The following is a 25,600-nucleotide window of genomic DNA, read 5'->3' on the forward strand; positions in this document are numbered from 1 at the left end:
TGTCACGCCCCCAATGGGCGCAGCAAATCCCGGCTGATGATATGGCGTTGAATTTCGCTGGTGCCGTCCCAAATCCGCTCGACCCGTGCATCACGCCAAAAACGTTCGATTGGAAAATCATCCATCAGACCCATACCGCCGAAAATCTGCAAGGTCGTGTCCGTGACCCGCGCCAGCATTTCCGACGCGTATAGCTTGGCCGAGGCGATCTCGCGGTTAGATGGCAGGCTCTGGTCCAGTCGCCACGCGGCGGAAAGGGTCAGCCAATCGGCGGCATCAATCTCGGTGATCATGTCGGCGATCTGAAAGCTGACACCCTGAAACTTACCTATGGGTTGCCCGAATTGCTTGCGCTCGGCCGCGTAACTCAGGGCATAGTCGAAACACCGCCGAGCCCGGCCAACCGAAAAGGCGGCCACCGTCAGACGCGTGGCGTAGAGCCATTCGTTCATAACCGCAAAACCGCCACCGACCTCGCCCAAAACCTGCGCGTCAGGCAACCTGCAATTGTCGAAATAGAGGATATAGTTCTTGTAGCCCTTGTGACTGACCGAATTATAACCTTCGCGCACCTCAAATCCCGGCGTTCCCCGATCGACAAGAAAGGTCGTGATCCGCTTTTTTGGACCTTTGGGTGTTTCGTCAACGCCGGTGGCGATAAACACGATGAAAAAATCCGCGTGCTCCGCGCCCGAGATAAAGTGCTTTGATCCGTTGACAAGCCAGTCGCCGCCGTCTCGTACGGCCTGGCACTTCATACCCCGCACGTCCGACCCCGCTTCCGGTTCGGTCATCGCCAGCGCATCCATCTTTTCGCCACGCACCGCGGGCAGCAAATAGCGCTCTCGTTGTTCGGCGTTGCACGCCATCAGGATGTTCTGCGGCCGCCCGAAGAAATGAGTCAGCGCCATCGACCCCCGCCCCAGTTCCCGCTCAACCAATGTTAAATTGAGATGTGAAAGCCCCGCCCCGCCCACCTCTTCCGGGAAGTTGCAGGCATAAAAGCCCAGTTCGATGCACTTGCGTTTGATTTCCTGGCCCAATTCGACCGGCACCGACCCGCTGCGCTCGACCGCCTGTTCATGCGGGTAGATCTCGTTCTCCACAAAGCTGCGAACGGTCGAGACGATCATGTCCTGTTCTTCTGACAGACCAAACTGCATGGCAAATTCCCTGACTGCGTGATTGACCAATCAGACCGCACTGTTCATTGTCGTGACATGCAATGTTGACCAAGATTTGTGCAGAGTTAGAACAATTTGACCCGGCACTATACAATTCTTCTGTTCGACGGCTTTTCGAACCATTGCCTTGCCAACATGGTCGAACCATTGCGGGCGGCAAACACGCTGGCGCGGCAGGACCTTTATCGCTGGCGGTTCTGCAGCCTTGGCGGCGATATCGTACAAAGCTCTAGCGGGTTGGCAATCACGCCCCATGGCGCATTGAAGGATCAGTCCGGCGACGTTCTGGTTGTCATGCCCTCTTACGGATACCTGATGCTGGACACCCGTGACACAAGACGCGCATTGCGGACAGCAGCGGGCTGCCACACACAACTGGCGGGGTTGGACACCGGCAGCTGGCTTTTGGCCCGGGCCGGGTTGCTGGACAATCACAAGGCGACAATTCACTGGGATGAGCTGTCGCGCTTTGAGGAATCCTTTTCCGACGTGCACGTGGTGCAGGAACGATACGTCATCTCGGACGACAGAATGACCTGTTCAGGGGCCATGGCCGCCTTCGATCTGGCGGCTGAGATCATCCGCAGGGATCACGGCCCGCTGCTATCAATGGAAGTCGCGCACCTGCTGATGCGCCGGGGATCGGCGGAACACTATGCCCTGCCCCTGAAATCCGAGGATACCGTGGTCAACCGCGCCTTGTCGGTGATGCAGGCAAATCTGGAAACCCCGATCCCTATCCGCGAAGTTGCGCGAAACTCCGGCTGCTCGCAAAAACGACTGGAAGTGCGGGTGCAGACCGAGCTGAAAACTACACCACAAGCGCTGTACCGCCGTCTACGCCTGAATCTGGCGCGGCGCCTGTCGGAAGAAACAGAACAGTCGGTGGCCGAGATTGCCAGCAGATGCGGGTATGAAAACGCAAGCGCGATGACCCGGGCGTTCAAGGCGGAATTCGGACGAACGCCTACTGCACTGCGAAATGAGCTTTGACAGATGCAGCGACTGCAGGGAACTTTATCAAGATGAGCATCTTGGGAAGGACAACCAAATGAAAATTGCGCACAGAGACTGGGTCCCTGTCAACTGCGAAGACTTAGTTCAGGATATTGCAACACAAGCATCCAAAGCCACATCACAGGACCTCGCTGCCCGGATCGCTCATTTGGCCGACAAGAACCGCAACATTCACGAGACAGAGTGTTTTAACCTTAACCCCGCGACCAACGTGATGAACCCCCGCGCCGAGGCGCTTTTATCCTCGGGCATCGGCTCTCGCCCCTCGCTTGGGTATCCGGGCGACAAATATGAGATGGGTCTTGAGGCAATAGAAGAGATCGAAGTCATCGCCGCGCAGCTATGTGCCGAGGTTTTTCAGGCAAAATACGCCGAGATACGGGTGCCGTCCGGCGCGATTGCCAACCTGTACGGATTCATGGCGACCTGTCGGCCCGGAGATACCATTGTCGTTCCGCCTGCGTCCATCGGCGGTCATGTCACCCACCATACAAGCGGATGCGCCGGGTTGTATGGCCTCAGGATCATCGAGGCCCCGGTCAATGCAGATGGCTACACGATCGACCTTGATGGGCTGAGGGGCCTTGTCCGTAGAGAAAACCCGAAATTGATCACCGTTGGTGGCAGTCTGAACCTGTTTGAACACCCGGTTGCGGAGATTCGCGCCATTGCCGACGAGGTGGGCGCGAAGGTGATGTTTGATGCGGCCCATCAATGTGGGATCATAGCGGGCAAAGCCTGGCGCAATCCGTTGCATGAGGGCGCGCATCTCATGACGATGAGCACATACAAAAGCCTTGGCGGACCTGCCGGAGGGTTGATCGTCACCAATGACAGCGGCCTTGCGCAGTCTCTGGACTCGATCGCGTTTCCCGGCATGACAGCCAATTTTGACGCCGCAAAATCAGCAGCGCTGGCGTTGACATTATTGGATTGGCGCGATTTTGGGGAAAGCTATGCCGCCGAGATGATCTTGATGGCGCGCGCGCTGGCAAAGGCGCTGGCCGCCAGGGATGTCCCGGTTTTCTCCGGAACCTCCGGCTTTACGCGGTCACATCAATTCGCAATCCACGCCCAAGGGTACGGCGGCGGACAAACGGCGTCAAAAACACTGCGGAAAAGCGGCTTTTTGGCCTGCGGGATTGGGCTGCCAATTCCTCAGGTAAAGGGTGACCTGAACGGTTTGCGCATCGGCACGCCCGAGTTGGTCAGGTGGGGCATGACTGCACAGGACGCAGATCGCCTTGCCTCATTGATTGTTCAAGGATTGCAGGGCGACGAGATCGCAGCCGAGGTTTCAGAGTGGCGGCGCAGCTTTACCAAGCTGCATTTCGTCCACTGACACACCGCCGGCTCTATGGCTGTTCAGTCCACGCGAATAAGCAGCTTGCCGGTGTTTTCTCCACGATAGAGCATGGCAATCGCGTCGCGCGCCGCTTCGGCCCCGTCCAGAACATGTTCGTTGACGCTCAATTCCTCCGTACGCACCCAATCCGCCAGTTGCGAAATGGCTTCGGGGAACCGCGCTTTGTAGTCGAAGATAATGAACCCCTGCATCCGCGCCCGCGCCACCAAAAGTTGCCGGTTGACCCGCGGACCAAGAGGGATCGGGTCCCAATCCGCCAGCGCGGCGGTTCCGCAGATGGCAATGCGCGCGCCTTGCGCCAGATGTGTCATCACCGCGTCAGATATCGCACCACATGTATTGTCAAAGTAACAGTCTACACCGTTTGGGCATGCCGCGCCGATGGCCTCGGCAACGTTCTGTTCCCGGTAGTTGATCACCGCATCATAGCCGAACTTGGTCGTGCAAAGGTGCATTTTCTCGGCACTGGACGTTATCCCGACCGTTCTGCATCCTTTGAGTTTAGCGATCTGGCCAACCGCCGATCCAACCGCACCGGCAGCGGTTGAGACCACAACCGTGTCGCCTTCCTTGGCCGCGCAAACATCCAATAGGCCAAAATACGCCGTCACGCCATTCAGCCCAAGAATGCCAAGCGCCAATGAGGGAGACAGGTCAGGCTCAGCCAGTTTCCGGTCGACATTTGATCCGTTCGAGATCACGTACCGGCTCCAACCGAACATGCCGGTCACCTGATCGCCCTCCGCGTAGTCCGGAGACCGCGAGGCGACCACCTCACCCACAGCAAAGCCGCGCATTACGGCGCCGATTTCGACCGGCGGCAGGTAATTTGGCGCGTCATTTGCCCAGCCGCGCTGAGCCGGATCGGCAGACCAAAAACTGGTGCGGATCAGAAAACACCCCTCTGGCACGTCGGGCACCGGGCTCTCCTGCACGGTGAAGTGGTCCGCCTGAGGAATACCCTTGGGCCTGCTCGACAATATGACGCTGCGGTTGATCGGGTTTGTTGTCATGAAACACCTATTGTTCGGTTATCCAGGAATACGCCAGTTAGGATGGGCTATCGCCCGACTTGGGATCCTTGTAGCGGTTGAGGTCCAAAATCCCCGCCTGAACCGGGTTCCGTTGTAGAAAAGTCTGGTGAATTGCATCGCTGGTTGCCCAGAACTCGGGGCTCGTTCTGCGAACGCCATGAGCGTCCACCACCCGCATCCAATCCGCCTGATTTGTGATCGACTTGATATCGCGAGCGAGGGCCTGCAACTGGCTCCGCGAAACCCTTAGAAAGAAATTCGGATAGCTGCCCACAACGCCGGGCAGGACTGTCAGAACGTCGGATTGCGGGTCCCGGCGGGCGGTCTCATCAAACAAAAACGCCACATTATCATGCGCTTTATCATGCAGCAGTGAAAAAAGCTGCGGCTCGCCGTCCAGCCCTTCGACCATCAATATCGTATAATCCGGCAGGAACTTGACCCAGGGACCCGGCTGATCTGCCAGAGTTTGCAGAATTGGCAGGATCGGTCCGGACGCAGGTATTTGGCAGGTGTTCCCCGGGCACCGGTTGATCTGATCCATTACTGGCCACAGCCCGTCACCAAGCTCCAGCAGACTTAACAAAAACTCCCGCTTTGGATCAGAGGTTTCAAAGGCGATGCCTTCAGGAAAGCTGTCATCCACACGACGCTGATGCCAGTAGGTGTGAAGTTGCGCCAGTGTTCCCTTATACCAATCATCATGCATCGCTTTGCGGCTTTCCTTCGGCATGAAGAACAGGAAAGTGTCCTCACTCTCCATCCGCAGTTCGTCCATATAAATGCGCGTTGACAGCTGATGCTCGACCCGACCGAACACATCAAACCCTGCGACAAGATTGTAATAGATGCGTTCAAAAATCGGATAATCGATCACCCAGGCCGTTTCGGGAATTCCGCCGTGAAACCCCGTCATGGCCGAGGCATTGTCAAAGTGGCGGAACACGGTGATCCGTGCGTTGGGGTTCGTTCCGTCCCCGTCCCATATCGCATCATAGCCAAAGCCTGATGTGTGAGCGGAGCTATTGGCATATCGCGCGTCCCGAAATTCAAGATATTGCGCCTGGTTTTTGTGGGAGAAACCATGGAGATCGCCTAATGCTCCGGCTTCGCTTTGTGAAACAGGCAATTCCAGAAATGTCGCGCCATCCTGCAGGAAATCCGGGTTCGTGATGGACAAATCCCAGTTCGGGTCCAAGAAGCTAACCCAGAACCGGTCTTCGATGACATCAACGGCAGTCTGGCCATGGCATACTGGACCGCGAATGAAACTGCGCACAAAGAACAATGCGTCGTCTAGCAGAAACTGATACCGGCTGCGCGGCGGTATGTCGGCGAATGTCGTGAACGGGTTGCCCCCCTCGGATTCGCCGTACCCTGGCAATGCAGCCACCGACCAGTCAGGCTTCAGAAAGAGAGCTCGGTATCGGGCCATGCGAGCCGGTCCAAGACTGTAAACAAGATGCTCCTTATGGACGATCGTTTCTTCAACCGGTTTCAGCCGGTAATAAAACGCATCCCCGCCCGGATCGTCGAAGGGTCGCCGCGTGGCGATCGTTTCGATCTTTTCCCCCGGCGGCGTAGACGAGCGCACCAGTTGAAAGAACCGTCTCGGATCATCACCGGTAAAATGTAGCCGTGCCAGAAACAGATGTTCATAGACATACCGGCTCATCAGTTGGGTACGCAGATCGGGGGCGTTCAGAAATGCCTCCCATTCGGCAATCTGTGCTTGCAGATCGTCGGGAAGGTCGGCACGCGTCTCGGACAACACCGCCCCGTTCCGCGCCCATGACGCAAGCGTTTGATATTCCAGCTCGTTCAACGGTGCCATGGCATAAGGCATTCCGGCAAGGGGTTGGTTCTCTCGGAAGGCCTCAAACTCCTGCGGTGCAGGGCAGGCAAGCGGACGGTCGAGTGCAAGGTCCAGCTCGTCAGGCAACGGCGCATCGGGCGTGAATTCGGCGGAACGGCCGAGCTCCAGATAACGCTCCATAAGGTTCAGATCAGCAGGTGAGGTAACGGAATGAAACCCAAGTGCGCGCCAGCCCGGAACGGTGGTGGCATCGACACCCAATCGGGTTGGCACTGCATCCCTCAGCCGGTCAGAGTGGTATACGGCCTCTTTGCTTGCCCCTCGCAAAAGACCTTCGGGGGATGTCAGTTTCAATTGGCACGGTGCATCGTAGCAGCTGTGACAAACGACACAGCGGTGGTCGAGAATCGTGGTCACCTCGTCTGGCAGCGGCCTGGTTTCAATCGTGGCATCTGCAGTTTGCGCAAAGGCTGACGGATAGCCAGAGAGGACCACAAGAGCGACAAGGCTTAACTGGCCCATCAAAGCTGTCACGCGTCCTGACGCCATATATCTACCTTCCCACTGCAAAGACCTGAGCTTGTCGACTGTTCGAGCTTGGCACGGTTGTGCCTGATTTTACTAGACGAGTTTGATGGAAATTCTCTGATCACAAGATGATAGCAGTGGGTCGAGCGGGATGCTGCAAACAGTCCTGAGTTTCTGATGGAGGCCGTCGCCTTGACGACATGTCGTAAAGCAGTTGCCCGGAAAACGGGCGCGCACCCGTAAATATCCACGCCCCCAATGATTATCTCAGGCGAATTTGTTGACAATTACGACGGCAAAATGCAACCAATGCAATATTGGTTGCTATAAAGGTTGAAACCCGTGCCAACTGGCGAACACCGCCCCAATTCTGAAAATGAGCCTCCGGTTTTGCGACTGAGCTCGTTCAGCCTGTCGTTTCGTGGCCATGGATCACCTGCTGTCGATGACCTGAGTCTGTCTGTCTCGGCGGGTGAAACCCTGTGTATCGTGGGCGAATCCGGATGTGGAAAATCGGTGACCGCAATGGCATTGATGGGCCTGTTGCCGCAGGACGTGATCAACATTCCCAATGGTCTGCTCGAGTTTGAAGGCCGGTCATATGATCTGACCCGTCAACAGCTTGACGCCGAGACCCGAGGGGATCGGATGGCGATGATCTTTCAGGAGCCGATGACCTCACTCAATCCGGCTTTCCGCATCGGTGATCAGATTGCCGAAGCAGTCCTGCATCACCGCAATTGCAGCCGGGCCGAGGCCACTGAAAGCGCTCTTACCATGTTACGGCGCGTTGGTATTCCGGCACCGGAACAACGCCTGCGCGAATATCCCCATCAGCTGTCAGGCGGCATGCGACAGCGGGTCATGATTGCAATGGCCCTGATCAACAACCCCTCACTTCTGATCGCGGATGAGCCGACAACGGCACTGGATGTAACCATTCAGGCGCAAATTCTCGATCTGATCCGCGAGCTTCAGGCCGAGACGGGAATGGGGGCTCTGTTCATTACCCATGATTTGGGCGTGGTTGCGGAAATCGCGACGAATGTTGCGGTCATGTATGGTGGTCAGATTGTTGAAAGCGGCCCCGTAAATGCCGTGTTTGACGATCCGCAACACCCCTACACTATTGGTCTTATGAGCTCGGTCCCGCGAATGAGCGGGTCGCGAGACCGGCTGATCACTGTGCCGGGTACGGTGCCCTCATTGGCCGATATGCCACAGGGGTGCCGGTTTCGCACCCGCTGTCCATTTGCCACGGACGACTGTGCAGAGCGCCCGGTTCTGTCCGAGATCGGGCAAGGCCACGCCGTAGCCTGCCATTATGCCCCGCTGGAACAGCTAAAGGGGGTCAGATGCGCGATATAATTCTTGAGGCGCGGGATCTGACCCGCCATTTCACCCTTGGCACCGGATTATTTGAGCGTAAGAGCACTGTGCGCGCCGTGGATGGCGTTTCCCTGTCTATCCGCACAGGGGAAACCTTTGCCATAGTCGGAGAATCCGGTTGTGGGAAATCAACCCTTGCACGCCTCTTGATGCGGCTGGATCGTCCGACATCCGGTCAGGTCCTGTTCGACGGGCAAGAGGTGCAGGACCTGCCCCGCCGGGATATGGCTCCTCTGCGTCAACAGATGCAGTTTGTGTTTCAGGATCCGTTCTCATCGCTGAATCCGCGTATGACCGTGGGCAAACTGGTGGGCGAACCGCTTGAGGTGCACGCTCCGGAGCTGGATGAAACTGCGCGCCGTCAGAAGGTTGCGGATCTGCTGGCGCAGGTCGGGTTGCTGCCGGACCATGCCAACCGCTACCCGCACGAGTTCTCGGGCGGTCAACGGCAGCGCATCGGCATCGCCCGCGCGCTGGCCTCGGGTCCGCGGTTGCTGATCGGGGATGAGCCCGTCTCGGCGCTGGATGTGTCGGTGCAGGCGCAAGTTGTCAATCTGCTGAACGACCTAAAGCAGGACCTTGACCTGACACTGGTCATCATTGCCCATGATCTGGCCGTCATTCGTCATATGAGCGACCGGATCGCCGTGATGTATCTGGGTCAGGTGGTCGAAACCGGCCCGGCCGAGCAGGTGTTCGAACAGCCACGCCACCCGTATACACATGCATTGTTGTCGGCGATCCCTGAGCCCGAGCCCGACCGTGAAAGAGATCACATGGCGCTCTTGGGCGAGACGCCCAGCCCGTCGGCCCCGCCTGCAGGATGCCGGTTCCATACCCGCTGCCCGTTCGCACAGGACAATTGCCGGACAACTGCGCCGGTTCTTGATGCGGCAGATGCCGACCATCACGTCGCCTGCCACCATTGGAAAACCATACCAGAGGCCGGAAAACCGGCCCCGCCCCGACGCCGCAGCGCCGGAGCAGAAGAGCGGTTCGCGCTCTACCGCGCTGCCGTCCAAACTCCCCCGGCTTCTGCCGACAACAGAGAGGATATATTATGAATGTCTTGAAAACCGGCCTACTGGCCGGACTACTGGGTGCCACGGCCCTTTCGGCGCAGGCCGCCGACCTGCGTATCGCCCTGCAATCGGATGCAGACGTGCTGGACCCTGATCAATCACGTACCTTTGTGGGGCGGATTGTCTATGCCTCCATGTGTGACAAGCTGGTCGATATCACCCCCGATCTGGAACTGATCCCGCAATTGGCCACCGGCTGGGAGTGGAGCGAGGACGGCAAGTCCCTGACCATGACCCTGCGCGAAGGCGTGGTGTTCCATGACGGCACGCCGTTCAACGCGCAGGCGGTGGCGGACAATATCGACCGCTCGCAGAACCTTGAGGAATCGCGCCGCAAATCCGAGCTGAAATCGGTCGTGGGCGTCGATGTGGTGGATGACTACACCGTCCGCTTCAACATGGCGGCCCCAGATGCGACGCTGCTGGCACAGTTTGCCGACCGCTCGGGCATGATGGTTTCGCCGACTGCGGCCAAGGCAGCAGGTGCGGATTTCGGGCTTAACCCGGTCTGCTCTGGCCCGTTCAAGTTCAAGGAACGTGTGGCGCAGGACCGGATCGCGCTTGAGCGGTTCCCGGACTACTGGAATGCGGGCGAAATTCACTTCGACAGCGTCACCTTCCTGCCGATCCCTGACACCACCGTGCGTCTGGCGAACCTGCAATCGGGCGATATCGACATGCTGGAACGTCTGGCCGCGACCGATCTGAGCCAAGCAAACGACGACAGCGGCATCAATGTCGAAAGCGCTGTTTCGCTGGGATATCAGGGCATTACCATCAACGTCAACAATGGCGAAAAGGGCGACAACCCCTGGGGCAACGACAAACGCCTGCGTCAGGCGCTCAGCTACGCGCTGGACCGTGATGCGATCAATCAGGTCGTCTTTGAGGGCGCGTTTGCGCCGGGTAACCAGCCCTTCCCGCCGACCTCTCCGTGGTATGACGCCGATCACCCGGTGCCTGCGCGCGATGTGGAAAAGGCCAAGGCTCTGCTGGCCGAGGCGGGCTTTCCCGACGGGATCGATTTGGAGGTTCAGGTGCCAAACACCACCGTTCCGCTGCAGTTGATGCAAGTGGTTCAGGCCATGGCAGCCGAGGCCGGGATCAATATCGAGATCACGTCCAAGGAATTCGCCACCCTGCTGGCCGATCAAAGCGCCGGTGACTATCAGGCTAGCCAGATCGGATGGTCGGGCCGTGTGGACCCCGATGGCAACATCCACCAGTTCATGACCACTGGCGGCGGCATCAACGACAGCCACTATTCGGATCCGAAGGTGGATGAGATGCTGAACAACGCCCGCGCCTCGACCGATTTCGATGCACGCAAGGTGGAATACGACAAAGCTCGCGATATCCTCGCGCAGGATATGCCCATCGTATACCTCTATCACCAGACATGGATCTGGGCGCTTGATGATGGCCTCAAAGGCTTCACACCCTACCCGGACGGTATGATCCGTCTGGAAGGTGTGACGCTGGAGAAATAAGCCACTCACCCCCCGCCCGGTCCTCCAGCCGGGCGGGTATCCTTGACCGAAAGCCCTGATCCCATGCTGTCTTTCATCCTGCGCCGCATTCTGATTGCGATCCCGACGATCCTGCTGATCTCGATCTTCGTGTTCAGCCTGCAAAAGCTGCTGCCCGGCGATCCGGTCCTTGCCATGGCAGGTGAGGAGCGCGACCCCGAAGTGCTGGAATTCCTGCGCGAGAAATATCGCCTGAACGATCCTATCCCGGTGCAATACCTGACATGGGTCGGCAACGCGCTGCAGGGCGATTTGGGAATTTCGCTGCGGACCAATCAGCCGGTGACCGAGTTGATTGCTGAAAAGCTGCCGGTGACAATCCAGCTTGCGATCATGGCAATCCTGTTTGCGCTGGTGATCGGGATACCCGCCGGGATTTTGTCGGCGGTCAAGAAAGGCACGATCACGGATTATGTGGCTAATATCGTGGCCCTGTCCGGGCTGTCGATTCCGAATTTCTGGTTGGGGATCATGCTGATCCTGCTTGTATCGGTGAAACTCGACCTGTTGCCCGCCTCGGGCTATGTGCCCTTGTCCGAGGACCCGGTGAAATCCATTACCACCATGCTGATGCCCGCCTTTGTGCTGGGCACAGCACTGGCCGCAACACTGATGCGACATACACGCTCGGCCATGCTGGGCGTACTGAAATCCGACTATGTGCGCACGGCGCGTGCTAAGGGACTGCATGAACGTCGCGTGGTCCTTAAACACGCCTTCCGCAACGCGCTGACGCCGATTGTCACGCTGACTGCACTGCTGTTCGGTGAACTGATCGCCGGGGCCGTCCTGACCGAGCAAATCTTTACCATCCCCGGCTTCGGCAAGATGGTCGTCGACGCCGTGTTCAACCGCGATTACGCCGTGGTGCAGGGCATCGTGCTGGTCACTGCCGTGGGCTTCATCGTGATGAACCTGCTGGCCGACGTGGCCTATGTGCTGCTGAACCCCCGTCTGAGGACCGCCTGACATGGCCCTAGCTGATCCCATCCTCGCGCGCCGTCCCGAAAACCGGGTTTGGAAGAAATTCCGCACCCACAAAAGCGCCATGCTGGGTGGCGTGCTGGTCACGTTCTTCGTGCTGATCGCCCTTCTGGCCCCGATCCTGCCTGTGCCCGATCCGGCGGCCACCGATTGGGGCGCGGTGCGCAAAGCGCCCACTGCTGCGCATCCGTTTGGCACGGATGAGATCGGACGGGATGTGCTGTCGCGCATGATCTGGGGGGCGCAGGCGTCGTTGCTGGCAGGCGTCGTCTCGGTCGGGATCGCTGTCTTGCTGGGTGTGCCGCTGGGCATCATCGCAGGCTATTTCGGCGGCTGGATCGACGCCATCATCTCGCGCTGTACCGAGGCGCTGCTGGCCGCGCCGTTCCTGATCCTCGCCATCGCGCTGGCCGCGTTTCTTGGCCCGTCGCTGACCAATGCCATGATCGCCATCGGCCTGTCGGCGACACCAATCTTCATCCGCCTGACACGCGGTCAGGTCCTGTCAGTCAAGGCCGAAGACTACGTGACCTCGGCCCGCGCCATTGGCCTGCCGACCCCCAAAATCCTGACGCGGTACGTGTTCCCAAACGTGCTGCCGCCGGTGCTCGTGCAGGCGACGCTGACCATCGCGACCGCCATCATAGCCGAGGCGTCGCTGTCCTTCCTCGGCCTTGGCCAGCAACCGCCCGCGCCAAGCTGGGGATCGATGCTGAACACCGCCAAAAACTTCCTCAACCAAGCCCCGTGGATGGCCATGTGGCCGGGCATCGCGATCTTCCTCGTGGTGCTGGGGTTCAACCTATTGGGCGACGGGCTGCGCGATGCGCTGGACCCGCGCGAACATTGATTTCGGAGACCAGAAATGACTGAATTCACCACCCGCCCCGAGATCCGAGGCACTTTCGGCGTCGTTACTTCGACGCACTGGATCGCCTCGGCCGTGGGGTTCGGTATTCTGGAAAAGGGCGGCAACGCCTTTGACGCCGCCGTCGCCACCGCGATGACCCTGCAAGTGGTCGAGCCGCATCTGAACGGCCCCGCAGGGGACATGCCCGCCATTTTCCACTCGGCCAAGACCGGCAAAACACAGGTGCTGTGCGCCCAAGGCCCTGCCCCCGCCGCCGCCGCCATTGAGCATTACACCGGGCTGGGCCTGAACCTGATCCCCGGCTCGGGCCTGTTGGCCACGGTGGTGCCCGGCGCGTTTGACGGCTGGATGCTGATGCTGCGCGATCATGGCCAGCTGCCGCTGCGCGATGTCATGCAGCCCGCCATCGACTATGCCCGCGACGGCCATCCCGTGTTGCCACGCGTCGCGCATACCATCGGTGGCCTTTCCGATTTCTTCGAAGATGAATGGCCCAGCTCGGCGGAAACATGGATGCCCGACGGACAAGCGCCCGAACCCCACAGCAATTTCGCCAACCCCGCTCTGGCCGCGACCTATGAACGTCTGGTCGCAGATGCCGAGGCCGTGCATGACGACCGCACCGACCAGATTGATGCCGCCCGCCGCGCGTGGCGGCAAGGCTTTGTGGCGGATCGCATCTTTGACTATCTGGCCGACGCCAAGGTCATGGACGTCTCGGGACAGCGTAATGCAGGCGTCATGGCGCGCGCGGATATGGAAAACTGGCAGGCCACGTATGAAGACACGCTGACCTATGACTATCACGGCTGGACCGTCCACAAGACACAGGCCTGGAGCCAGGGGCCGGTGCTGCTGCAGACGCTGGCCATTCTCAAAGGGATCGACCTTGGATCAATGGACCCGAACGGGGCCGAATTCGTGCATACGGTCATCGAAGCAATGAAGCTCGCCTATGCCGACCGCGAGGCCTATTACGGCGATCCCGACCATAGTGATATCCCCATGGACCACCTGCTCAGCGACGCTTACGCCGCCGAGCGTCGCGCGCTGATCTCACCGGACGCCTCGCACGAGCAACGCCCGGGTCGGGTGCCGGGGTTTGAACATCTGGCGGATGCCTATATTGCCCGCGCCGCGCGGGATTTCTCGGCCAATGCCGGGGCCAGCGCCGGTGAGCCAACCATGTCTCACCTAACCGAGAAACGCGGCGACACCGTGCATCTCGACGTAATCGACCGCTGGGGCAATATGGTCGCGGCGACGCCCTCGGGCGGCTGGCTGCAAAGCTCTCCGGTCGTTCCGGGGCTGGGATTTCCGCTCAACAGCCGGGCGCAGATGTTCTGGCTGGAACCGGGCCTGCCGAGCTCACTTGCACCCGGGCGCAGGCCACGGACCACGCTGACACCCAGCCTTGCGGAAAAGGACGGGGTGCAAATGGTTTTTGGCACACCCGGAGGCGACCAGCAGGATCAGTGGCAATTGATATGGTTCCTGCGCTTTGTGCATTTCGGTCTGGAACTGCAGCAATGCATGGACGCGCCGCTGTTTCATTCGATGCATTTTCAGGGCTCGTTCTATCCCCGCGCCGCTGCTCCGGGAGAGATGATGATCGAGGCCACCTTTGGCGAAACGGTGATCGAAGACCTGCGCGCGCGCGGCCACAAGGTCACGGTGGCCGATGGCTGGACCGTGGGCCGTCTGACAGCGGCCCTCCGCGAACAGGACGGAACCCTGCGCGCGGCAGCTACACCGCGCTTGATGCAGGCTTACGCGGTGGGACGATAAGATGACGTATTCTCTGATTGCAAAAGATACGGACACCGGGGCCATCGGCCTGATCGTGGCCAGCCGCTTTTTTGCCTGTGGCGCGCGGGTGCCCAAAGTCGGATCCCGCAGTGCAATTGCCTCGCAGGCGTTTTCGAACCCGGTTTGGGGAACTGAGGGTTTGCGGCGCCTTGAGGCTGGCGAAGCCGCGCAGGCCGTACTGGATGATCTTGTGCAGCGCGACGATGGGCGCGCGGCGCGACAGGCGCATCTGATGGACGCGTCTGGCGGCTTCGCCGCATATACCGGAGAGGATTGCGTGGATTGGGCCGGTCATCGCAGTGGCGACACCCATTCGGTCGCTGGGAACATGCTGGCCGGTCCGGACGTGATCAACGCCACGTTTGAAGCCTTTGCATCCGCCAGCAACCTGTCTTTTCCCGAACGCCTGATCGCAGCGATGGAGGCAGGTGAGCGCAATGGCGGCGACAAGCGCGGCAAACAGGCGGCGGGGATGGTGATCCACCGGGGTGAGGCGCATTCCTGGCTCGACATTCGAACCGACGATCATCACGATCCGTTGGCAGAACTGCGTCGCTTGTATGATGTGGCCGGTGAGCGTTACCTGCATTTCGCCGAAGCCATGCCAAGCACGCAGAACTTTTCAGGCAACCCGGACCGCGCCGCTTTGGAAAAAGCCATCGCCGCTGCGGAAGCCAAGCGTAAGGCCGATGGGCGAACCAGCGTGTCGCTGGCGACAGGAGCACCCTGAGCCTTGGGCGCGATGGCTCTGTCCTCGGTGGCGCCTCTGTTGGCCATCGCTGGGGCCGCCGGTGTCTTCGGCGGCATTCTGGCCGGGTTATTGGGGGTCGGCGGCGGGATTGTCATCGTTCCCGCGTTGTATTTTGCCCTGTCGCTGAACGGCAATGATCCCGCGTTGACGATGCAGGTGGCCGTCGGAACCTCATTGGCGACCATTGTGTTCACGGCGTTGTCCTCAAGCTGGGGGCATTACAAACGCGGCGCACTGGATATGGCGCTGCTGAAACGCTGGGCCCCCGCGATCCTTGTGGGTGTGATCATCGGCGGGCTGCTGGGTGGTCTGGTCAGCGGCTATATTCTGGTTGCGGTCTTTGCGAGTGTCGCCGGGCTGGTGGCATTGGACATGATCCTGCGTAAACCCACGGAAGACGAAACACCCCGCAGTTTCTCGCCGCGCGTCTGGACCGGAACAGGTATCTTCGCCGGAGCAGTGTCGGCCATGATGGGCATCGGCGGCGGCACGGTCTGCGTACCAGTGCTGAATTTTCTGGGTTATGACATCCGGCGCGCCGTGGGCACCGCTGCGGCGATCGGATTTGTCATCGGGTTGCCCGGTGCGCTGATCTATGCCGCGACCGGGTTTGGACAAGAGGGCCTGCCGCCGTTTTCAATCGGCTACGTCAATCTTGTGGCCGCGGCATTGATCATTCCACTAACCACCAGCTTTGCACATGTAGGTGTCCGCATCGCACACTCGATCTCGCCGCGCGCATTGCGTCTTGCTTTCGGCGCGTTCCTGATGCTTACGTCCCTGCGCATGTTTTACGACCTGATCGGAGCCTTCTGACTTTGGGGAACTGTCCAACTGATACGGAACTCACCGCGGCGTTGCGTGCGGGGATCGAAACCGGAGATTTCCTGAAAAACGGAAAGCTGCTGCCCGAGCGCGCGCTGGCTGATGCACTGACCGTCACCCGAACCCGGATGCGCCGCATTCTGGATCAACTCGAAGAAGACGGCACCGTTTTTCGCAGGCACGGTCAGGGAACTTTCGTCTCACCGCCTCCAGCTGTCGGCACCAGCCCGTTTCGTGCCGTCGCCGCCAAGGTCATGCCTCGCGACGTGATGGAAGTTCGACTGGAGATCGAACCCGCCCTGGCCGCACTGGCCGCACAAAGGGCTTCGATCAAAGAATTGAAAACGCTGGAACAACTGACGCAGGCAACGCTTGAGGCCGCCGATACGCAGGCCTATGGCGTGGCCGACGATATTTTCCACTACAAAATCGCGGAACTGGCCCATAATCCTCTGTTTCTGACAGTGTACGATTCCATTCGTGCAGTCCGGCGACAGGCCGAGTGGACCCGCAGGCGTGAAACGCGGTACTCTCCGTCAACTCTCATGCGACTGGGCGAACAGCACCAGCAATTGTTCAGCAATATCGCGGATCGCAACAGTCAGGCGGCCGCCGAGGTGATGGAAACACACTTGCTTGCGGTGTCAAATGCTATGCTGCGGGACAGAACCTATGGTCCGGACACATGATCTCTGGCCGGTACGACTAGCTCAGGATTTCTTCGATCTTAGCCAGAGTTGCCGTATTGACCGCCACACCGTCTGAACGCGCAACCATGCCCGGGCAAATGCGCCCCTTCCTGCGCGCGGATCGCCTCGACCAGCACCGACATCCCTGCCGTAAACCATCCATTCGCCGTCGCTCCGGGATCAATCGCTGTGAAAAACTGCCCCGTTTTCGGTCCGCCCAATGTTCCGGAAAACGGGGACGCGTTGATTCCCAGCGTGGCTCCGGTCGGCGCTGCCGCTATGAGTTGCACCCTGACAGCGACGCCGACACCCGTGTTACCGCCGGACGGCGCGATTGAAGCAGGCTCATTGGGATAGCCGAGGCCCACATGCCCGACCTGCGCCAATCGAAACGCATGATAACCCAGAACACCGCAGTTATAACTGTTGCGGATCGCCAGCGCAGCCACACCCTGTGTACGGGCGGTGGGGATCAGTGCTTCGAACCGGGCCGCGATTGGGGAATGGGCAAATCCAGTCGCAGCGTCAACCGTCACAACGCCAGGGCATGGTTGTTCCAGAACGGGCGCAGCCTGCCCGCCGACCTTACCGTACTGCACATGCTGGCAATAGGTCGGGACATAGGCCAGCCCGTGACTCGCCACGCCGTCGGCCCCGGTCGGGACCGTCGCGACAGCCAGAGGGCGGGCGTTGGCCTCACAGGTGTCCGCCGCGGCCAGCCTCCGAAGGACAGGTCTTCGATTTCAGCTAGGGTGGCGCGCAGACCAGCCTCGATATTGCCTAAATCACGGTTATCCTGAAGCCAGCTTGGCATGTGTGGAAAACCGGGCGCCGAGGCTGAGCCTTCGCCATAGTCGATTTGCTGGGTCCAGCGGCCCACACGCATCCATTCGACGATGCTGTCGGGCTGGTCCTGACACAGGCCGGTGCCGATCCCAAGGTGGCTTGCGCCGTACTTGTCTGCGGAACGGGCTATCATTTCACAAAAATTGTCCAACGTGCCGTCGGATTTATCCTTCAGATGGTGCGGATAAACCGAGAAACCAAGCATCCCATCCTTTTCCGTCACCGCACGGACACCACATCGCGCTTGTTCCGCAGGCCATGCGACCATGCGCGCGGGTTCGCGTGGGTGATGGCGATGGGGACCGCATCCACGCCGTTCGCGCGCAACTGGCAGAAGACCTTCTCTGGCCAGTCCACATATTGCAGGCAATCAATACACCTAAGCCTGGTTGCAAGTCGCGATTACAGCGTACGGCAAGAAAATGCGCAACTGGTCCGAGGTGTTTCGGTTTTCGCGGCCGCGTATGCCTGCCAATCCCATCCTTCAAACGCGAACCCGCTTGTCACAGGTCAACTGCCGCGAAATCATGGCCAACCGTCGCTGAAGCGTGGATTGCCCGACGCGCCGCTAAAGCACGCCGGGTTCCATACAACCGCTGCTCAATCTCTTTGGATCACAAACATTCGGCCAGCGTTTTTGCCAGGTTGCGAATGACTTGCGGATAAAGCGTCGGACCCGACTCCAGATCAGACCCTAGCGGGTCGATCACACCAGTTTTGGCCTCGGTTCCCTCCAGCACGGTTGCCACGATCCCGGGATTGAATTGCGGCTCAGTCAGCACGCAATCAATGCCTTCTTCGCGGATACGCGCCTGAATTTCGGTGATACGCGCCGGGCTTGGGTCAGAGGCATCGCTCAAAGAAATCGCCCCCGACGCCGGAAGATCGAACGCGTCTTCGAAATACTGATAGGCGTCGTGGAACACGACAAACTGACCACCACGAACTGGTTCAAGCGTTTTGGACACTTCTGCTGACAACGCCGTCATTTCTTCCCGCGCAGCTGCGGCATTTGCAAAATATGTTCCCGCATTGTCGGGGTCAGCAGCTGAAAGTTGTGCCGCGATCAGGTTCAGCCAGATTTCAGCATTTGCCGGGGACAGCCAGGCGTGAGGGTCATGTTCCCCATGCGCATGCCCATCATGATCTTCGTGGTCGTCATGATCGGCGTGGTCGTCGTGATCGTGTTTGTCATCGTGATCGTGCGCGTCATGTTCTTCAACTTCGGCATGATCGTGGTCATCGTCTTTCGCATGGTCATCGTGATCTTCGTCATGCGCGTGTTCACCGTCATGATCATCATGATCTTCATGCCCGTGATCGTCGTGCCCGTGATCGTCTTCGTCACCGTGGTCATGCTCTTCAAACAACGCGCCTTCCCGAAAATCGAGCAAAACGGTTTCGTCAGTCTCCAACAGGGTCGTGATGGTCGCACCATCGCTCAGCGTTTCAATTGCCCCTTCCATCCAGGGCGTCAGATCTTCTCCGATCCAAAAGACCAGATCAGCATTCTGCAGTGCCGCAGCCTCTGACGGGCGCAGATTGTATTCATGCGGCGATGCGCCAGCCGGAACAATCAGGTCGGGGGCCCCGACCCCATCCATGACCCGCGCCACCAGCGAGTGGACCGGCGCGATGTCTACCGCAACATTCGGGACATCAGCGATGGCTGTTCCACCTAATAGTGTTGCCATAAAAGACAATGAAAGAAGCTTTCTGGACATCGAACCCTCTGTGTGATTTTATAACATTGCCGACTGATTATATGATATGGAATAACATGACAAGTGAGACGCGCCCGAACCCGGTTGGTGAAACCACACCGGTCGGCTTTCAGAAGCACGACCATGCCTCGTGCGTGGCAATGGCATTGGCTACGGCCGAGGCCCGGTGCAAAGAGCAAAGCCTGCGCCTGACACCTGTTCGGCGAAAAGTTCTGGAGATCCTGCTGCAGGAACATCGCGCGCTGGGTGCATATGCACTTCTCGACCGGTTGCGCGAGGATGGGTTCGGCTCGCAACCTCCGGTGGCATACCGGGCGCTGGATTTCTTGGTTCAGAACGGGTTTGTCCATAAGATCGAACGTCTGAATGCGTTCGTTGCCTGTTCGCACCCCGGCGCGGCACATTCCCCGGCGTTTATGATTTGCAGAAAATGCGATGGCGTCGCCGAAGCGCAGGCAGGCCCTTCCAAAGGCATGCTGGGCGCTGCTGCACGCGCAGCAGGTTTCGAGATCGAACGGACCGTTGTCGAAGCCGAAGGGCTTTGCCCCGATTGCTCAGAGAAAGCCGGAAAATGAGTGCCATTACCGTCGAAAACCTAAGCGTGCGTTATGGGGCCAATACTGTGCTGCGCCATGTCGACATGGTGATCGAACCCGGAGAGATCGTGACGATTGTTGGCCCCAACGGGTCCGGCAAGACAAGCCTTTTACGCGCCATTATCGGAGCTGCCAAACCATCCGCCGGGAAAGTGCATCGGAAACCGGGATTGAAAATCGGATATGTGCCGCAAAAGCTGCATATTGATCCGACACTGCCAATTTCGGTCGAGCGGTTCATGCGTCTGACCGATCCGGTGTCGCGCGCGACCTGCGCCCGGGCGCTTGAAACCGCCGGCGTGCCTGACCTGCTGAACCGGCAGATGTCGCAGCTGTCCGGCGGTCAGTTTCAGCGCGTTCTGCTGGCCCGTGCCCTGATCAACCAACCGGACGTTTTGTTGCTGGATGAGGCGACCCAGGGGCTTGACCAGCCGGGATCAGCGGCGTTTTACCGCCAGATTGAGGACGTGCGCCGTGACACCGGCTGCGCAATTCTGATGATCAGTCACGAGTTGCATGTGGTCATGAGCGCATCTGACCGGGTGATCTGCCTGAATGGCCATGTGTGTTGCGAAGGCTCTCCGGCCGTGGTGGCCTCGGCACCGGAGTATCGCGCCATGTTCGGGACCGGAACAGGCGGCGCTCTGGCCCTATACCGCCATGATCATGACCATAATCACGACCAATGTGAGCACTCTCAGGAAGCGGCAGAGTAATGCTTGATGATTTTATGACGCGCGCCGCGCTGGCGGGCATTGGCGTCGCCTGCGCTGCTGCACCGTTGGGCTGTTTCGTGGTCTGGCGGCGCATGGCGTATTTCGGAGACGCCACCGCCCATGCCGCGATCCTCGGCGTCGCACTTTCACTGACCTTTCAGATGTCGATCTTTGCCGGAGCGCTGGCTGTCGCGCTGGCCATGGCACTGACCGTTACGCTGCTGTCCGGACGCGGCTATGCGATGGACACGCTGCTGGGTGTTCTGGCGCATTCGGCGCTTGCTTTCGGGCTTGTCGCTGTCTCGTTCCTGTCCGGGGTGCGCATCGATCTGATGGCATATCTGTTTGGTGACATTCTTGCCGTATCCCGCACCGATCTGTTGGTGATATGGGGCGGCGCGGCGCTTGTCGTTGCGCTGATTGCATGGCGATGGTCACGCCTGTTGACGGCAACCCTGAACGAGGAACTGGCCTATGCGAGCGGCTTTGATCCCAAACGCGAGCAATTGATACTGACCGTGTGCCTGGCGGTCACTGTCGCTGTGGCCATCAAGGTGGTGGGGGTTCTGCTGATTGCGGCGATGCTGATCATCCCTGCCGCCGCCGCGCGCAGTCTGGCGCGCTCACCCGAAGCCATGGCCGTGGTCGCTGCGGCCATTGGTGCCTTTTCCGCCGTGGCGGGTTTGCGGGCCGCATATATCTTCGACACCCCGGCAGGCCCGTCTATCGTCTGTGTTGCGGCACTGTTGTTTGCTTGCCTGAGCCTGATCGGCTGGCATTCTCATCGCAAGACCTAGTTTAGCAGATCGATCGGCGGGACACCTGGTTCCGGATATCAGGCAGTTTTGCGGATCAGATCGGCTGCTTTTTCTGCGATGGCAATGGTCGGCGCGTTGGTATTGCCCGAAATCAGGTTTGGCATGATCGACGCATCGACAACCCGCAACCCATCAACTCCACGCACCCGCAACGAAGGGTCAACCACGGCCATTTCGTCTACACCCATCTTGCACGTCCCGACCGGGTGATAGATCGTATCTGCGCGGGCGCGAATATGACGTTCCCAATCAGCGCCCGTGCTGGCTGTGTCTGTTCCGTGCATCTCGGAAAGCTCGTATTCGGCCAGTGGGGGCGATTTCATGATTTCACGGGCGATCCGTACTCCTTTGATCATGGTTTCAAGGTCACGCGGGTCGCTCAGGAATGCCGGATCAATCCCGGGCATCGCGAAAGGATCAGTGCTTTGCAAAAACACGCGGCCACGGCTTTCAGGGCGCAGCTTGCACATATGGCAACTGTAACCATGCCCCCAATACAGTTTGCGCAGGTGATCATCCACGATGGTCATCATGAAATGCAGCTGAATATCCGGGCGATCCAGATCGGGTGAGGTTTTCAGGAAGGCACCGCCTTCGGCCACCGGTGACGCAGCCATGGACTTGCCGTCCTTTTTCCATTGCAGGACATGGCGCAGAAGGTTCAGCCCGCCTTTTGGACTGATGCCCAGATTGTCCTTATACGTACTTCGGAAGGATAAAGAAAAATCAAGATGATCCTGAAGGTTCTGACCCACGCCCGGTAAATCATTCGCAACATTGATGCCAAGACCTGCCAGGTCATCCCCATTTCCGATGCCGGAAAGTTGTAGAATCTGAGGTGATTTCAGGGCTCCGGCGCAGACCAGAACCTCGCGGCGGGACGTGACCTCAACATCCTTTCCTTTGTGGCGGTACAAGACTCCGGTTGCACGTTTGCCATCCAGTATCACTCGCTGGACCGAGGCTTGAGTAACGACCGTCAGGTTCGGACGATTCATGATCGGAAACAGATAACCCGCAGCTGCCGAGCAACGTTCGCCATTCTTGTCCGCGTTGTGGAATTGAGTCACCTGATAGAGGCCGACCCCTTCCTGATCTCCCCGATTGAAGTCGTCCACCCGACGATGCTGCAGCCGAGCGGCGGACTCGACAAAGGCATAAGAGATGTCGCGCGGAGCCTGCTGGTTCGACACCTGCAAGGGACCATCCGCACCGTGTTCAGCGTCGGCGCCCCGTTGATTGTTTTCTGCTCTCTTAAAGTAGGGAAGCATACTGTCCCAATCCCAGCCGTCATTGCCAAGATTGGCCCAGTCGTCATAATCCTGCCTCTGCCCGCGCACATACAGCGCCGCATTGATTGCGCTCGAGCCGCCAAGCGCTTTGCCGCGTGGTTGGTAAGTTGTTCGCCCGTTCAGACCGGGCTGCGGAACCGACTCCATGCACCAGTTGTTGATCTGAACAGGCTTGTTTTGGATCATAATGGCACCGCCCAGCATCATGCGGACCAGCAGGCTGTTTCCAGCCCCGCCCGCCTCAAGCAGGCAGACAGTAACTTCAGGATCTTCGGTCAACCGGCTCGCCAGCACGCAGCCCGCCGACCCGCCCCCGACAATTACATAATCAAAGACCAAGCGACTTTCCCCTTCCTGGCACCATGAACCGGCGGTGTGCAGTGATGGCCATAAAATGAGGGTTCAATAGGTTGGCGCAACCATGCCGTCGCGGCAACAGGGGCGTTGACTTATTGGCAATCCGCCTGTCTTTGATCTCGGGGTCTCAACCCGCCATTACGCGGTTCAACTGCGCGTAGCGGTCGCCAAGTTGATGATCAATCATCGCGAGCCGCTTGGCATAGTGCGATCCGGGATATTCCCATGTCATGCCAATCCCACCATGCAACTGAATGCATTCTTCCGAGATCATCGCCCCAGCGCGCCCGATCAGTTGTTTGGCCATTGCGATGAATTTTCCGGCCTCGGCACTGTCCAGCTTGCTCGCCGCCAGAATGGTGATCGACCGGCATTGCTCGATTTCAATCGCCATATCGACGGCGCGATGTTGCAAAGCCTGGAAACGTGCAATCGGGCGTCCAAACTGATTGCGCTGTTTGAGATAGTCCACCGTCATGTCGAACAGTACCCCCATGACTCCGACCGCCTCGGCGCACAGGGCCAGACGCCCGGCATCCAACGTGGCCTCGATCATGTCACCGGCCGTTTCGTGCAGGCAGATGGCTGGGGTCGTATCGAGGATCAGTTCTCCTGCGCCGCCGCCATCGATCATCGCATAGTCGATTGTCTCAGACGCTTCGACCAGAAACAGGCCAACACTTGCCCCCATACGCGCGGCAACCAGAGCGCCATCAGCACCCGGCAGACCATACACCACTGTTTTGCGCCCATTAAGGACCCAGCCATCGCCCGAACGGTCCGCGCTGGCGCGTATCAAGGGCAGTGAATCCGCGTCCGGTTCGAACACCGCCAGACACAGGCGCTTTTCGCCGGCAATCATCTGCTGAACGAGATCGAGGGACCCGCAGTTGGCACAGGCGCGAACACTCATCAAAGCGGCCAACATGGGCTCAGGGCAAAGCCCGCGCCCCAATTCTTCGAACACAGTGGTGATGTCAAACCCCTCACCGCCAAAGCCGCCACACTCTTCAGAAACAAATGCCCCAACCACACCTAACGCGGACAGTTCCGCCCATTTGGCAGGTGAATGATACGGAGCTGTTTCGACGACAGTTGCGCGCGTATCGAAATCATATTGCTGTGTCAGATATCGCCGCAGGCTGTCCGACAACATCTGGCGGTCTTCGGTCAGGGTAAAATCCATCGGTCAGCCTCCAAACAGGTCTTTGGCAATGATGTTGCGCTGAATTTCGTTCGATCCCCCGAAGATCGAGAGCTTTCTGTTGTTGAAATAGGTGGCGGCGGCCCCTGCGGCTTCTTCCGGCACCGACATCGCGTTTTCGGGTAGCGCGCTGGCTGGAAACGGACAGGCGGCCGACCCAAGTGCGATACGGGTCAGCGCCAGGATTCTCTGTCGGATCACCGTTCCCTTGATCTTGAGCATCGAGCTTTGAGGGCCCGACGCAGCGCCTTCTTTCGCGGCTGACAACATGCGCAGGTTCATGACCCGCAGCGCCTCTAGATCAATTTCGACCTCGGCCATCTCGGCTGCAAAAAGTGGGTCTTGTGCCAGTGGCTTTCCCGCTCTGACGATCCGGTTGGACAAATTCTTGAGCTTTTCCAGATCGCGAGTCGAAAACCCGACCCCGGCAATGTTCGTCCGCTCGTGGGTCAGCAGATATTTGGCGATGGTCCAGCCTTTGTTTTCCACACCCACCAGATTGGAAATGGGCACGCGCACGTCTGTAAAGAACACTTCGTTCACTTCGTGCCCGCCATCCAGCAGTTTGATCGGGCGCGTTTCGATCCCCGGGGTGCTGATATCCACAAGCACAAAACTTATGCCTTCCTGCGGCTTGCCCTCGGTCGAGGTGCGCACAAGGCAGAAAATCCTGTTTGCGTATTGTCCGAGCGTGGTCCAGGTTTTCTGGCCGTTGATCACATATGCGTCCCCGTCGCGAATGGCCCGGGTTTTCAGACTGGCCAGATCAGACCCCGCGCCCGGTTCGGAATAGCCCTGACACCACCAGTCCGAACCATCCAATATGCGCGGCAAAATCTCGGCCTTCTGCTGTTCGGTGCCAAATTTGATCAGCACCGGACCCAGCATATTCAATCCAAACGGAACCGTTCGGGGCGCGTTGGCAAGAGCGCACTCTTCTTCGAAGATATGCCGCTCAACCGCGGTCCAACCCGTCCCGCCGTATTCAACGGGCCAGGTCGCGGCTAGCCACCCGCGCGCGTTCAATTTCGCATGCCAGCCCTCCATATCCTCTTTGGTCAGCGGCTCGGCGTTCCGGCCTTTGCGGATCAGATCTTCGGACAGGTTCTGGTCAAGAAACGCTTGGACCTCGGTGCGAAACGCGTCTTCCTTTGGGGTGAAACGCATATCCAT

The 25,600-nt window shown here is 59.1% G+C and carries 22 protein-coding genes and 1 pseudogene; 14 read left to right on the forward strand and 9 right to left on the reverse strand.

Annotated elements, in window-relative coordinates:
• Positions 1–2: 2 nt before the first annotated feature.
• Positions 3–1,163 (reverse strand): acyl-CoA dehydrogenase family protein, encoded by a 1,161-nt coding sequence (locus ACR0K4_RS13240; RefSeq protein ID WP_480854347.1) that lies wholly within the window; start codon positions 1,161–1,163, stop codon positions 3–5.
• A gap of 96 nt (positions 1,164–1,259) precedes the next feature.
• Between ACR0K4_RS13240 and ACR0K4_RS13245 the strand changes: the two genes are divergently transcribed.
• Complete coding sequence (locus ACR0K4_RS13245) at positions 1,260–2,177, forward strand: GlxA family transcriptional regulator (RefSeq protein ID WP_480854348.1); 918 nt, start codon at positions 1,260–1,262, stop codon at positions 2,175–2,177.
• 58 nt (positions 2,178–2,235) lie between these two features.
• Positions 2,236–3,543, forward strand: a complete 1,308-nt coding sequence (locus tag ACR0K4_RS13250; RefSeq protein WP_480854349.1) for an aminotransferase class I/II-fold pyridoxal phosphate-dependent enzyme — start codon at positions 2,236–2,238, stop codon at positions 3,541–3,543.
• 23 nt (positions 3,544–3,566) lie between these two features.
• On the opposite strand, the gene ACR0K4_RS13255 is transcribed toward ACR0K4_RS13250, so the two are convergent.
• Positions 3,567–4,580, reverse strand: a complete 1,014-nt coding sequence (locus ACR0K4_RS13255; protein WP_480854350.1) for an NADP-dependent oxidoreductase — start codon at positions 4,578–4,580, stop codon at positions 3,567–3,569.
• A 37-nt stretch (positions 4,581–4,617) separates the two neighbouring features.
• Complete coding sequence (locus tag ACR0K4_RS13260; protein ID WP_480854352.1) at positions 4,618–6,966, reverse strand: fatty acid cis/trans isomerase; 2,349 nt, start codon at positions 6,964–6,966, stop codon at positions 4,618–4,620.
• A gap of 321 nt (positions 6,967–7,287) precedes the next feature.
• Here ACR0K4_RS13260 and ACR0K4_RS13265 point away from each other — a divergent pair, with 321 nt between their 5' ends.
• From ACR0K4_RS13265 to ACR0K4_RS13305, 9 genes are read left to right on the forward strand one after another with little or no spacing between them, the layout of a single operon-like run.
• Positions 7,288–8,313, forward strand: coding sequence for an ABC transporter ATP-binding protein (locus ACR0K4_RS13265; protein ID WP_480518995.1), 1,026 nt, complete (start codon positions 7,288–7,290; stop codon positions 8,311–8,313).
• A complete protein-coding gene (locus tag ACR0K4_RS13270) occupies positions 8,301–9,398 on the forward strand; it encodes an ABC transporter ATP-binding protein (RefSeq protein ID WP_480854353.1) in 1,098 nt (365 codons plus the stop codon). The genes ACR0K4_RS13265 and ACR0K4_RS13270 overlap by 13 nt, the downstream gene beginning before the upstream one ends.
• Complete coding sequence (locus tag ACR0K4_RS13275) at positions 9,395–10,906, forward strand: ABC transporter substrate-binding protein (RefSeq protein ID WP_480854354.1); 1,512 nt, start codon at positions 9,395–9,397, stop codon at positions 10,904–10,906. The genes ACR0K4_RS13270 and ACR0K4_RS13275 overlap by 4 nt, the downstream gene beginning before the upstream one ends.
• Positions 10,907–10,948: 42 nt before the next feature.
• The gene (locus ACR0K4_RS13280; protein ID WP_480854355.1) at positions 10,949–11,914 is read left to right on the forward strand and encodes an ABC transporter permease; all 966 of its coding nucleotides are present in this window, start codon (positions 10,949–10,951) and stop codon (positions 11,912–11,914) included.
• A 1-nt stretch (position 11,915) separates the two neighbouring features.
• On the forward strand, positions 11,916–12,779 hold the full coding sequence (locus ACR0K4_RS13285) for an ABC transporter permease (protein WP_480519002.1): 864 nt from the start codon (positions 11,916–11,918) through the stop codon (positions 12,777–12,779).
• Between the two features lie 15 nt (positions 12,780–12,794).
• Positions 12,795–14,588, forward strand: coding sequence for a gamma-glutamyltransferase family protein (locus tag ACR0K4_RS13290; RefSeq protein ID WP_480854357.1), 1,794 nt, complete (start codon positions 12,795–12,797; stop codon positions 14,586–14,588).
• A gap of 1 nt (position 14,589) precedes the next feature.
• A complete protein-coding gene (locus tag ACR0K4_RS13295) occupies positions 14,590–15,339 on the forward strand; it encodes a DUF1028 domain-containing protein (protein WP_480854358.1) in 750 nt (249 codons plus the stop codon).
• Positions 15,340–15,351: 12 nt separating this feature from the next.
• Positions 15,352–16,176: a sulfite exporter TauE/SafE family protein gene (locus ACR0K4_RS13300; protein WP_480519106.1), complete on the forward strand. Its 825-nt coding sequence runs from the start codon at positions 15,352–15,354 to the stop codon at positions 16,174–16,176.
• Between the two features lie 2 nt (positions 16,177–16,178).
• Positions 16,179–16,874: a FadR/GntR family transcriptional regulator gene (locus tag ACR0K4_RS13305; RefSeq protein ID WP_480519005.1), complete on the forward strand. Its 696-nt coding sequence runs from the start codon at positions 16,179–16,181 to the stop codon at positions 16,872–16,874.
• Positions 16,875–16,912: 38 nt separating this feature from the next.
• Here the strand turns inward: ACR0K4_RS13305 and ACR0K4_RS13310 are convergent, their stop codons facing one another.
• The 3 genes and pseudogenes from ACR0K4_RS13310 to ACR0K4_RS13320 all read right to left on the reverse strand — a co-directional run bounded on the left by ACR0K4_RS13310 (position 16,913) and on the right by ACR0K4_RS13320 (position 19,444).
• Positions 16,913–17,593 carry an Ldh family oxidoreductase gene (locus tag ACR0K4_RS13310; RefSeq protein WP_480854394.1) on the reverse strand — a complete coding sequence of 227 codons (681 nt, stop codon included), beginning with the start codon at positions 17,591–17,593 and terminating at the stop codon, positions 16,913–16,915.
• Positions 17,584–18,020 (reverse strand): annotated as a pseudogene (locus ACR0K4_RS13315) (membrane dipeptidase); the annotation flags it as partial. The pseudogene ACR0K4_RS13315 and the gene ACR0K4_RS13310, both read right to left, overlap by 10 nt.
• A gap of 314 nt (positions 18,021–18,334) precedes the next feature.
• Complete coding sequence (locus tag ACR0K4_RS13320; protein WP_480854359.1) at positions 18,335–19,444, reverse strand: zinc ABC transporter substrate-binding protein; 1,110 nt, start codon at positions 19,442–19,444, stop codon at positions 18,335–18,337.
• A 56-nt stretch (positions 19,445–19,500) separates the two neighbouring features.
• On the opposite strand from ACR0K4_RS13320, the gene ACR0K4_RS13325 reads away from it, so the two are divergent.
• The 3 genes from ACR0K4_RS13325 to ACR0K4_RS13335 are packed head-to-tail and all read left to right on the forward strand — an operon-like array spanning position 19,501 to position 21,553.
• Positions 19,501–20,019, forward strand: a complete 519-nt coding sequence (locus ACR0K4_RS13325; protein ID WP_480519009.1) for a transcriptional repressor — start codon at positions 19,501–19,503, stop codon at positions 20,017–20,019.
• Positions 20,016–20,756, forward strand: a complete 741-nt coding sequence (locus tag ACR0K4_RS13330; RefSeq protein WP_480854360.1) for an ATP-binding cassette domain-containing protein — start codon at positions 20,016–20,018, stop codon at positions 20,754–20,756. Before ACR0K4_RS13325 ends, ACR0K4_RS13330 begins: the two co-directional genes overlap by 4 nt.
• On the forward strand, positions 20,756–21,553 hold the full coding sequence (locus tag ACR0K4_RS13335; RefSeq protein ID WP_480854361.1) for an iron chelate uptake ABC transporter family permease subunit: 798 nt from the start codon (positions 20,756–20,758) through the stop codon (positions 21,551–21,553). Before ACR0K4_RS13330 ends, ACR0K4_RS13335 begins: the two co-directional genes overlap by 1 nt.
• Before the next feature lie 38 nt (positions 21,554–21,591).
• Here the strand turns inward: ACR0K4_RS13335 and ACR0K4_RS13340 are convergent, their stop codons facing one another.
• From ACR0K4_RS13340 to ACR0K4_RS13350, 3 genes are all read right to left on the reverse strand, one after another.
• Positions 21,592–23,205, reverse strand: a complete 1,614-nt coding sequence (locus ACR0K4_RS13340; protein ID WP_480519014.1) for a GMC family oxidoreductase — start codon at positions 23,203–23,205, stop codon at positions 21,592–21,594.
• A gap of 145 nt (positions 23,206–23,350) precedes the next feature.
• Positions 23,351–24,409 carry an acyl-CoA dehydrogenase family protein gene (locus tag ACR0K4_RS13345; protein ID WP_480519016.1) on the reverse strand — a complete coding sequence of 353 codons (1,059 nt, stop codon included), beginning with the start codon at positions 24,407–24,409 and terminating at the stop codon, positions 23,351–23,353.
• Positions 24,410–24,412: 3 nt separating this feature from the next.
• Positions 24,413–25,600 (reverse strand): acyl-CoA dehydrogenase family protein, encoded by a 1,188-nt coding sequence (locus ACR0K4_RS13350; RefSeq protein WP_480519018.1) that lies wholly within the window; start codon positions 25,598–25,600, stop codon positions 24,413–24,415.

Source organism: Ruegeria sp. K11 (assembly GCF_056531905.1).

Excerpts from the sequence above, each read along its gene's own strand:
- ACR0K4_RS13240 (WP_480854347.1), bottom strand. The coding sequence starts at position 1,163 with ATGCAGTTTGGTCTGTCAGAAGAACAGGACATGATCGTCTCGACCGTT.
- ACR0K4_RS13250 (WP_480854349.1), top strand. The coding sequence starts at position 2,236 with ATGAAAATTGCGCACAGAGACTGGGTCCCTGTCAACTGCGAAGACTTA.
- ACR0K4_RS13255 (WP_480854350.1), bottom strand. The coding sequence starts at position 4,580 with ATGACAACAAACCCGATCAACCGCAGCGTCATATTGTCGAGCAGGCCC.
- ACR0K4_RS13260 (WP_480854352.1), bottom strand. The coding sequence starts at position 6,966 with ATGGCGTCAGGACGCGTGACAGCTTTGATGGGCCAGTTAAGCCTTGTC.
- ACR0K4_RS13270 (WP_480854353.1), top strand. The coding sequence starts at position 8,301 with ATGCGCGATATAATTCTTGAGGCGCGGGATCTGACCCGCCATTTCACC.
- ACR0K4_RS13275 (WP_480854354.1), top strand. The coding sequence starts at position 9,395 with ATGAATGTCTTGAAAACCGGCCTACTGGCCGGACTACTGGGTGCCACG.
- ACR0K4_RS13285 (WP_480519002.1), top strand. The coding sequence starts at position 11,916 with ATGGCCCTAGCTGATCCCATCCTCGCGCGCCGTCCCGAAAACCGGGTT.
- ACR0K4_RS13290 (WP_480854357.1), top strand. The coding sequence starts at position 12,795 with ATGACTGAATTCACCACCCGCCCCGAGATCCGAGGCACTTTCGGCGTC.
- ACR0K4_RS13295 (WP_480854358.1), top strand. The coding sequence starts at position 14,590 with ATGACGTATTCTCTGATTGCAAAAGATACGGACACCGGGGCCATCGGC.
- ACR0K4_RS13300 (WP_480519106.1), top strand. The coding sequence starts at position 15,352 with ATGGCTCTGTCCTCGGTGGCGCCTCTGTTGGCCATCGCTGGGGCCGCC.
- ACR0K4_RS13320 (WP_480854359.1), bottom strand. The coding sequence starts at position 19,444 with ATGTCCAGAAAGCTTCTTTCATTGTCTTTTATGGCAACACTATTAGGT.
- ACR0K4_RS13325 (WP_480519009.1), top strand. The coding sequence starts at position 19,501 with ATGACAAGTGAGACGCGCCCGAACCCGGTTGGTGAAACCACACCGGTC.
- ACR0K4_RS13330 (WP_480854360.1), top strand. The coding sequence starts at position 20,016 with ATGAGTGCCATTACCGTCGAAAACCTAAGCGTGCGTTATGGGGCCAAT.
- ACR0K4_RS13335 (WP_480854361.1), top strand. The coding sequence starts at position 20,756 with ATGCTTGATGATTTTATGACGCGCGCCGCGCTGGCGGGCATTGGCGTC.
- ACR0K4_RS13345 (WP_480519016.1), bottom strand. The coding sequence starts at position 24,409 with ATGGATTTTACCCTGACCGAAGACCGCCAGATGTTGTCGGACAGCCTG.
- ACR0K4_RS13350 (WP_480519018.1), bottom strand. The coding sequence starts at position 25,600 with ATGGATATGCGTTTCACCCCAAAGGAAGACGCGTTTCGCACCGAGGTC.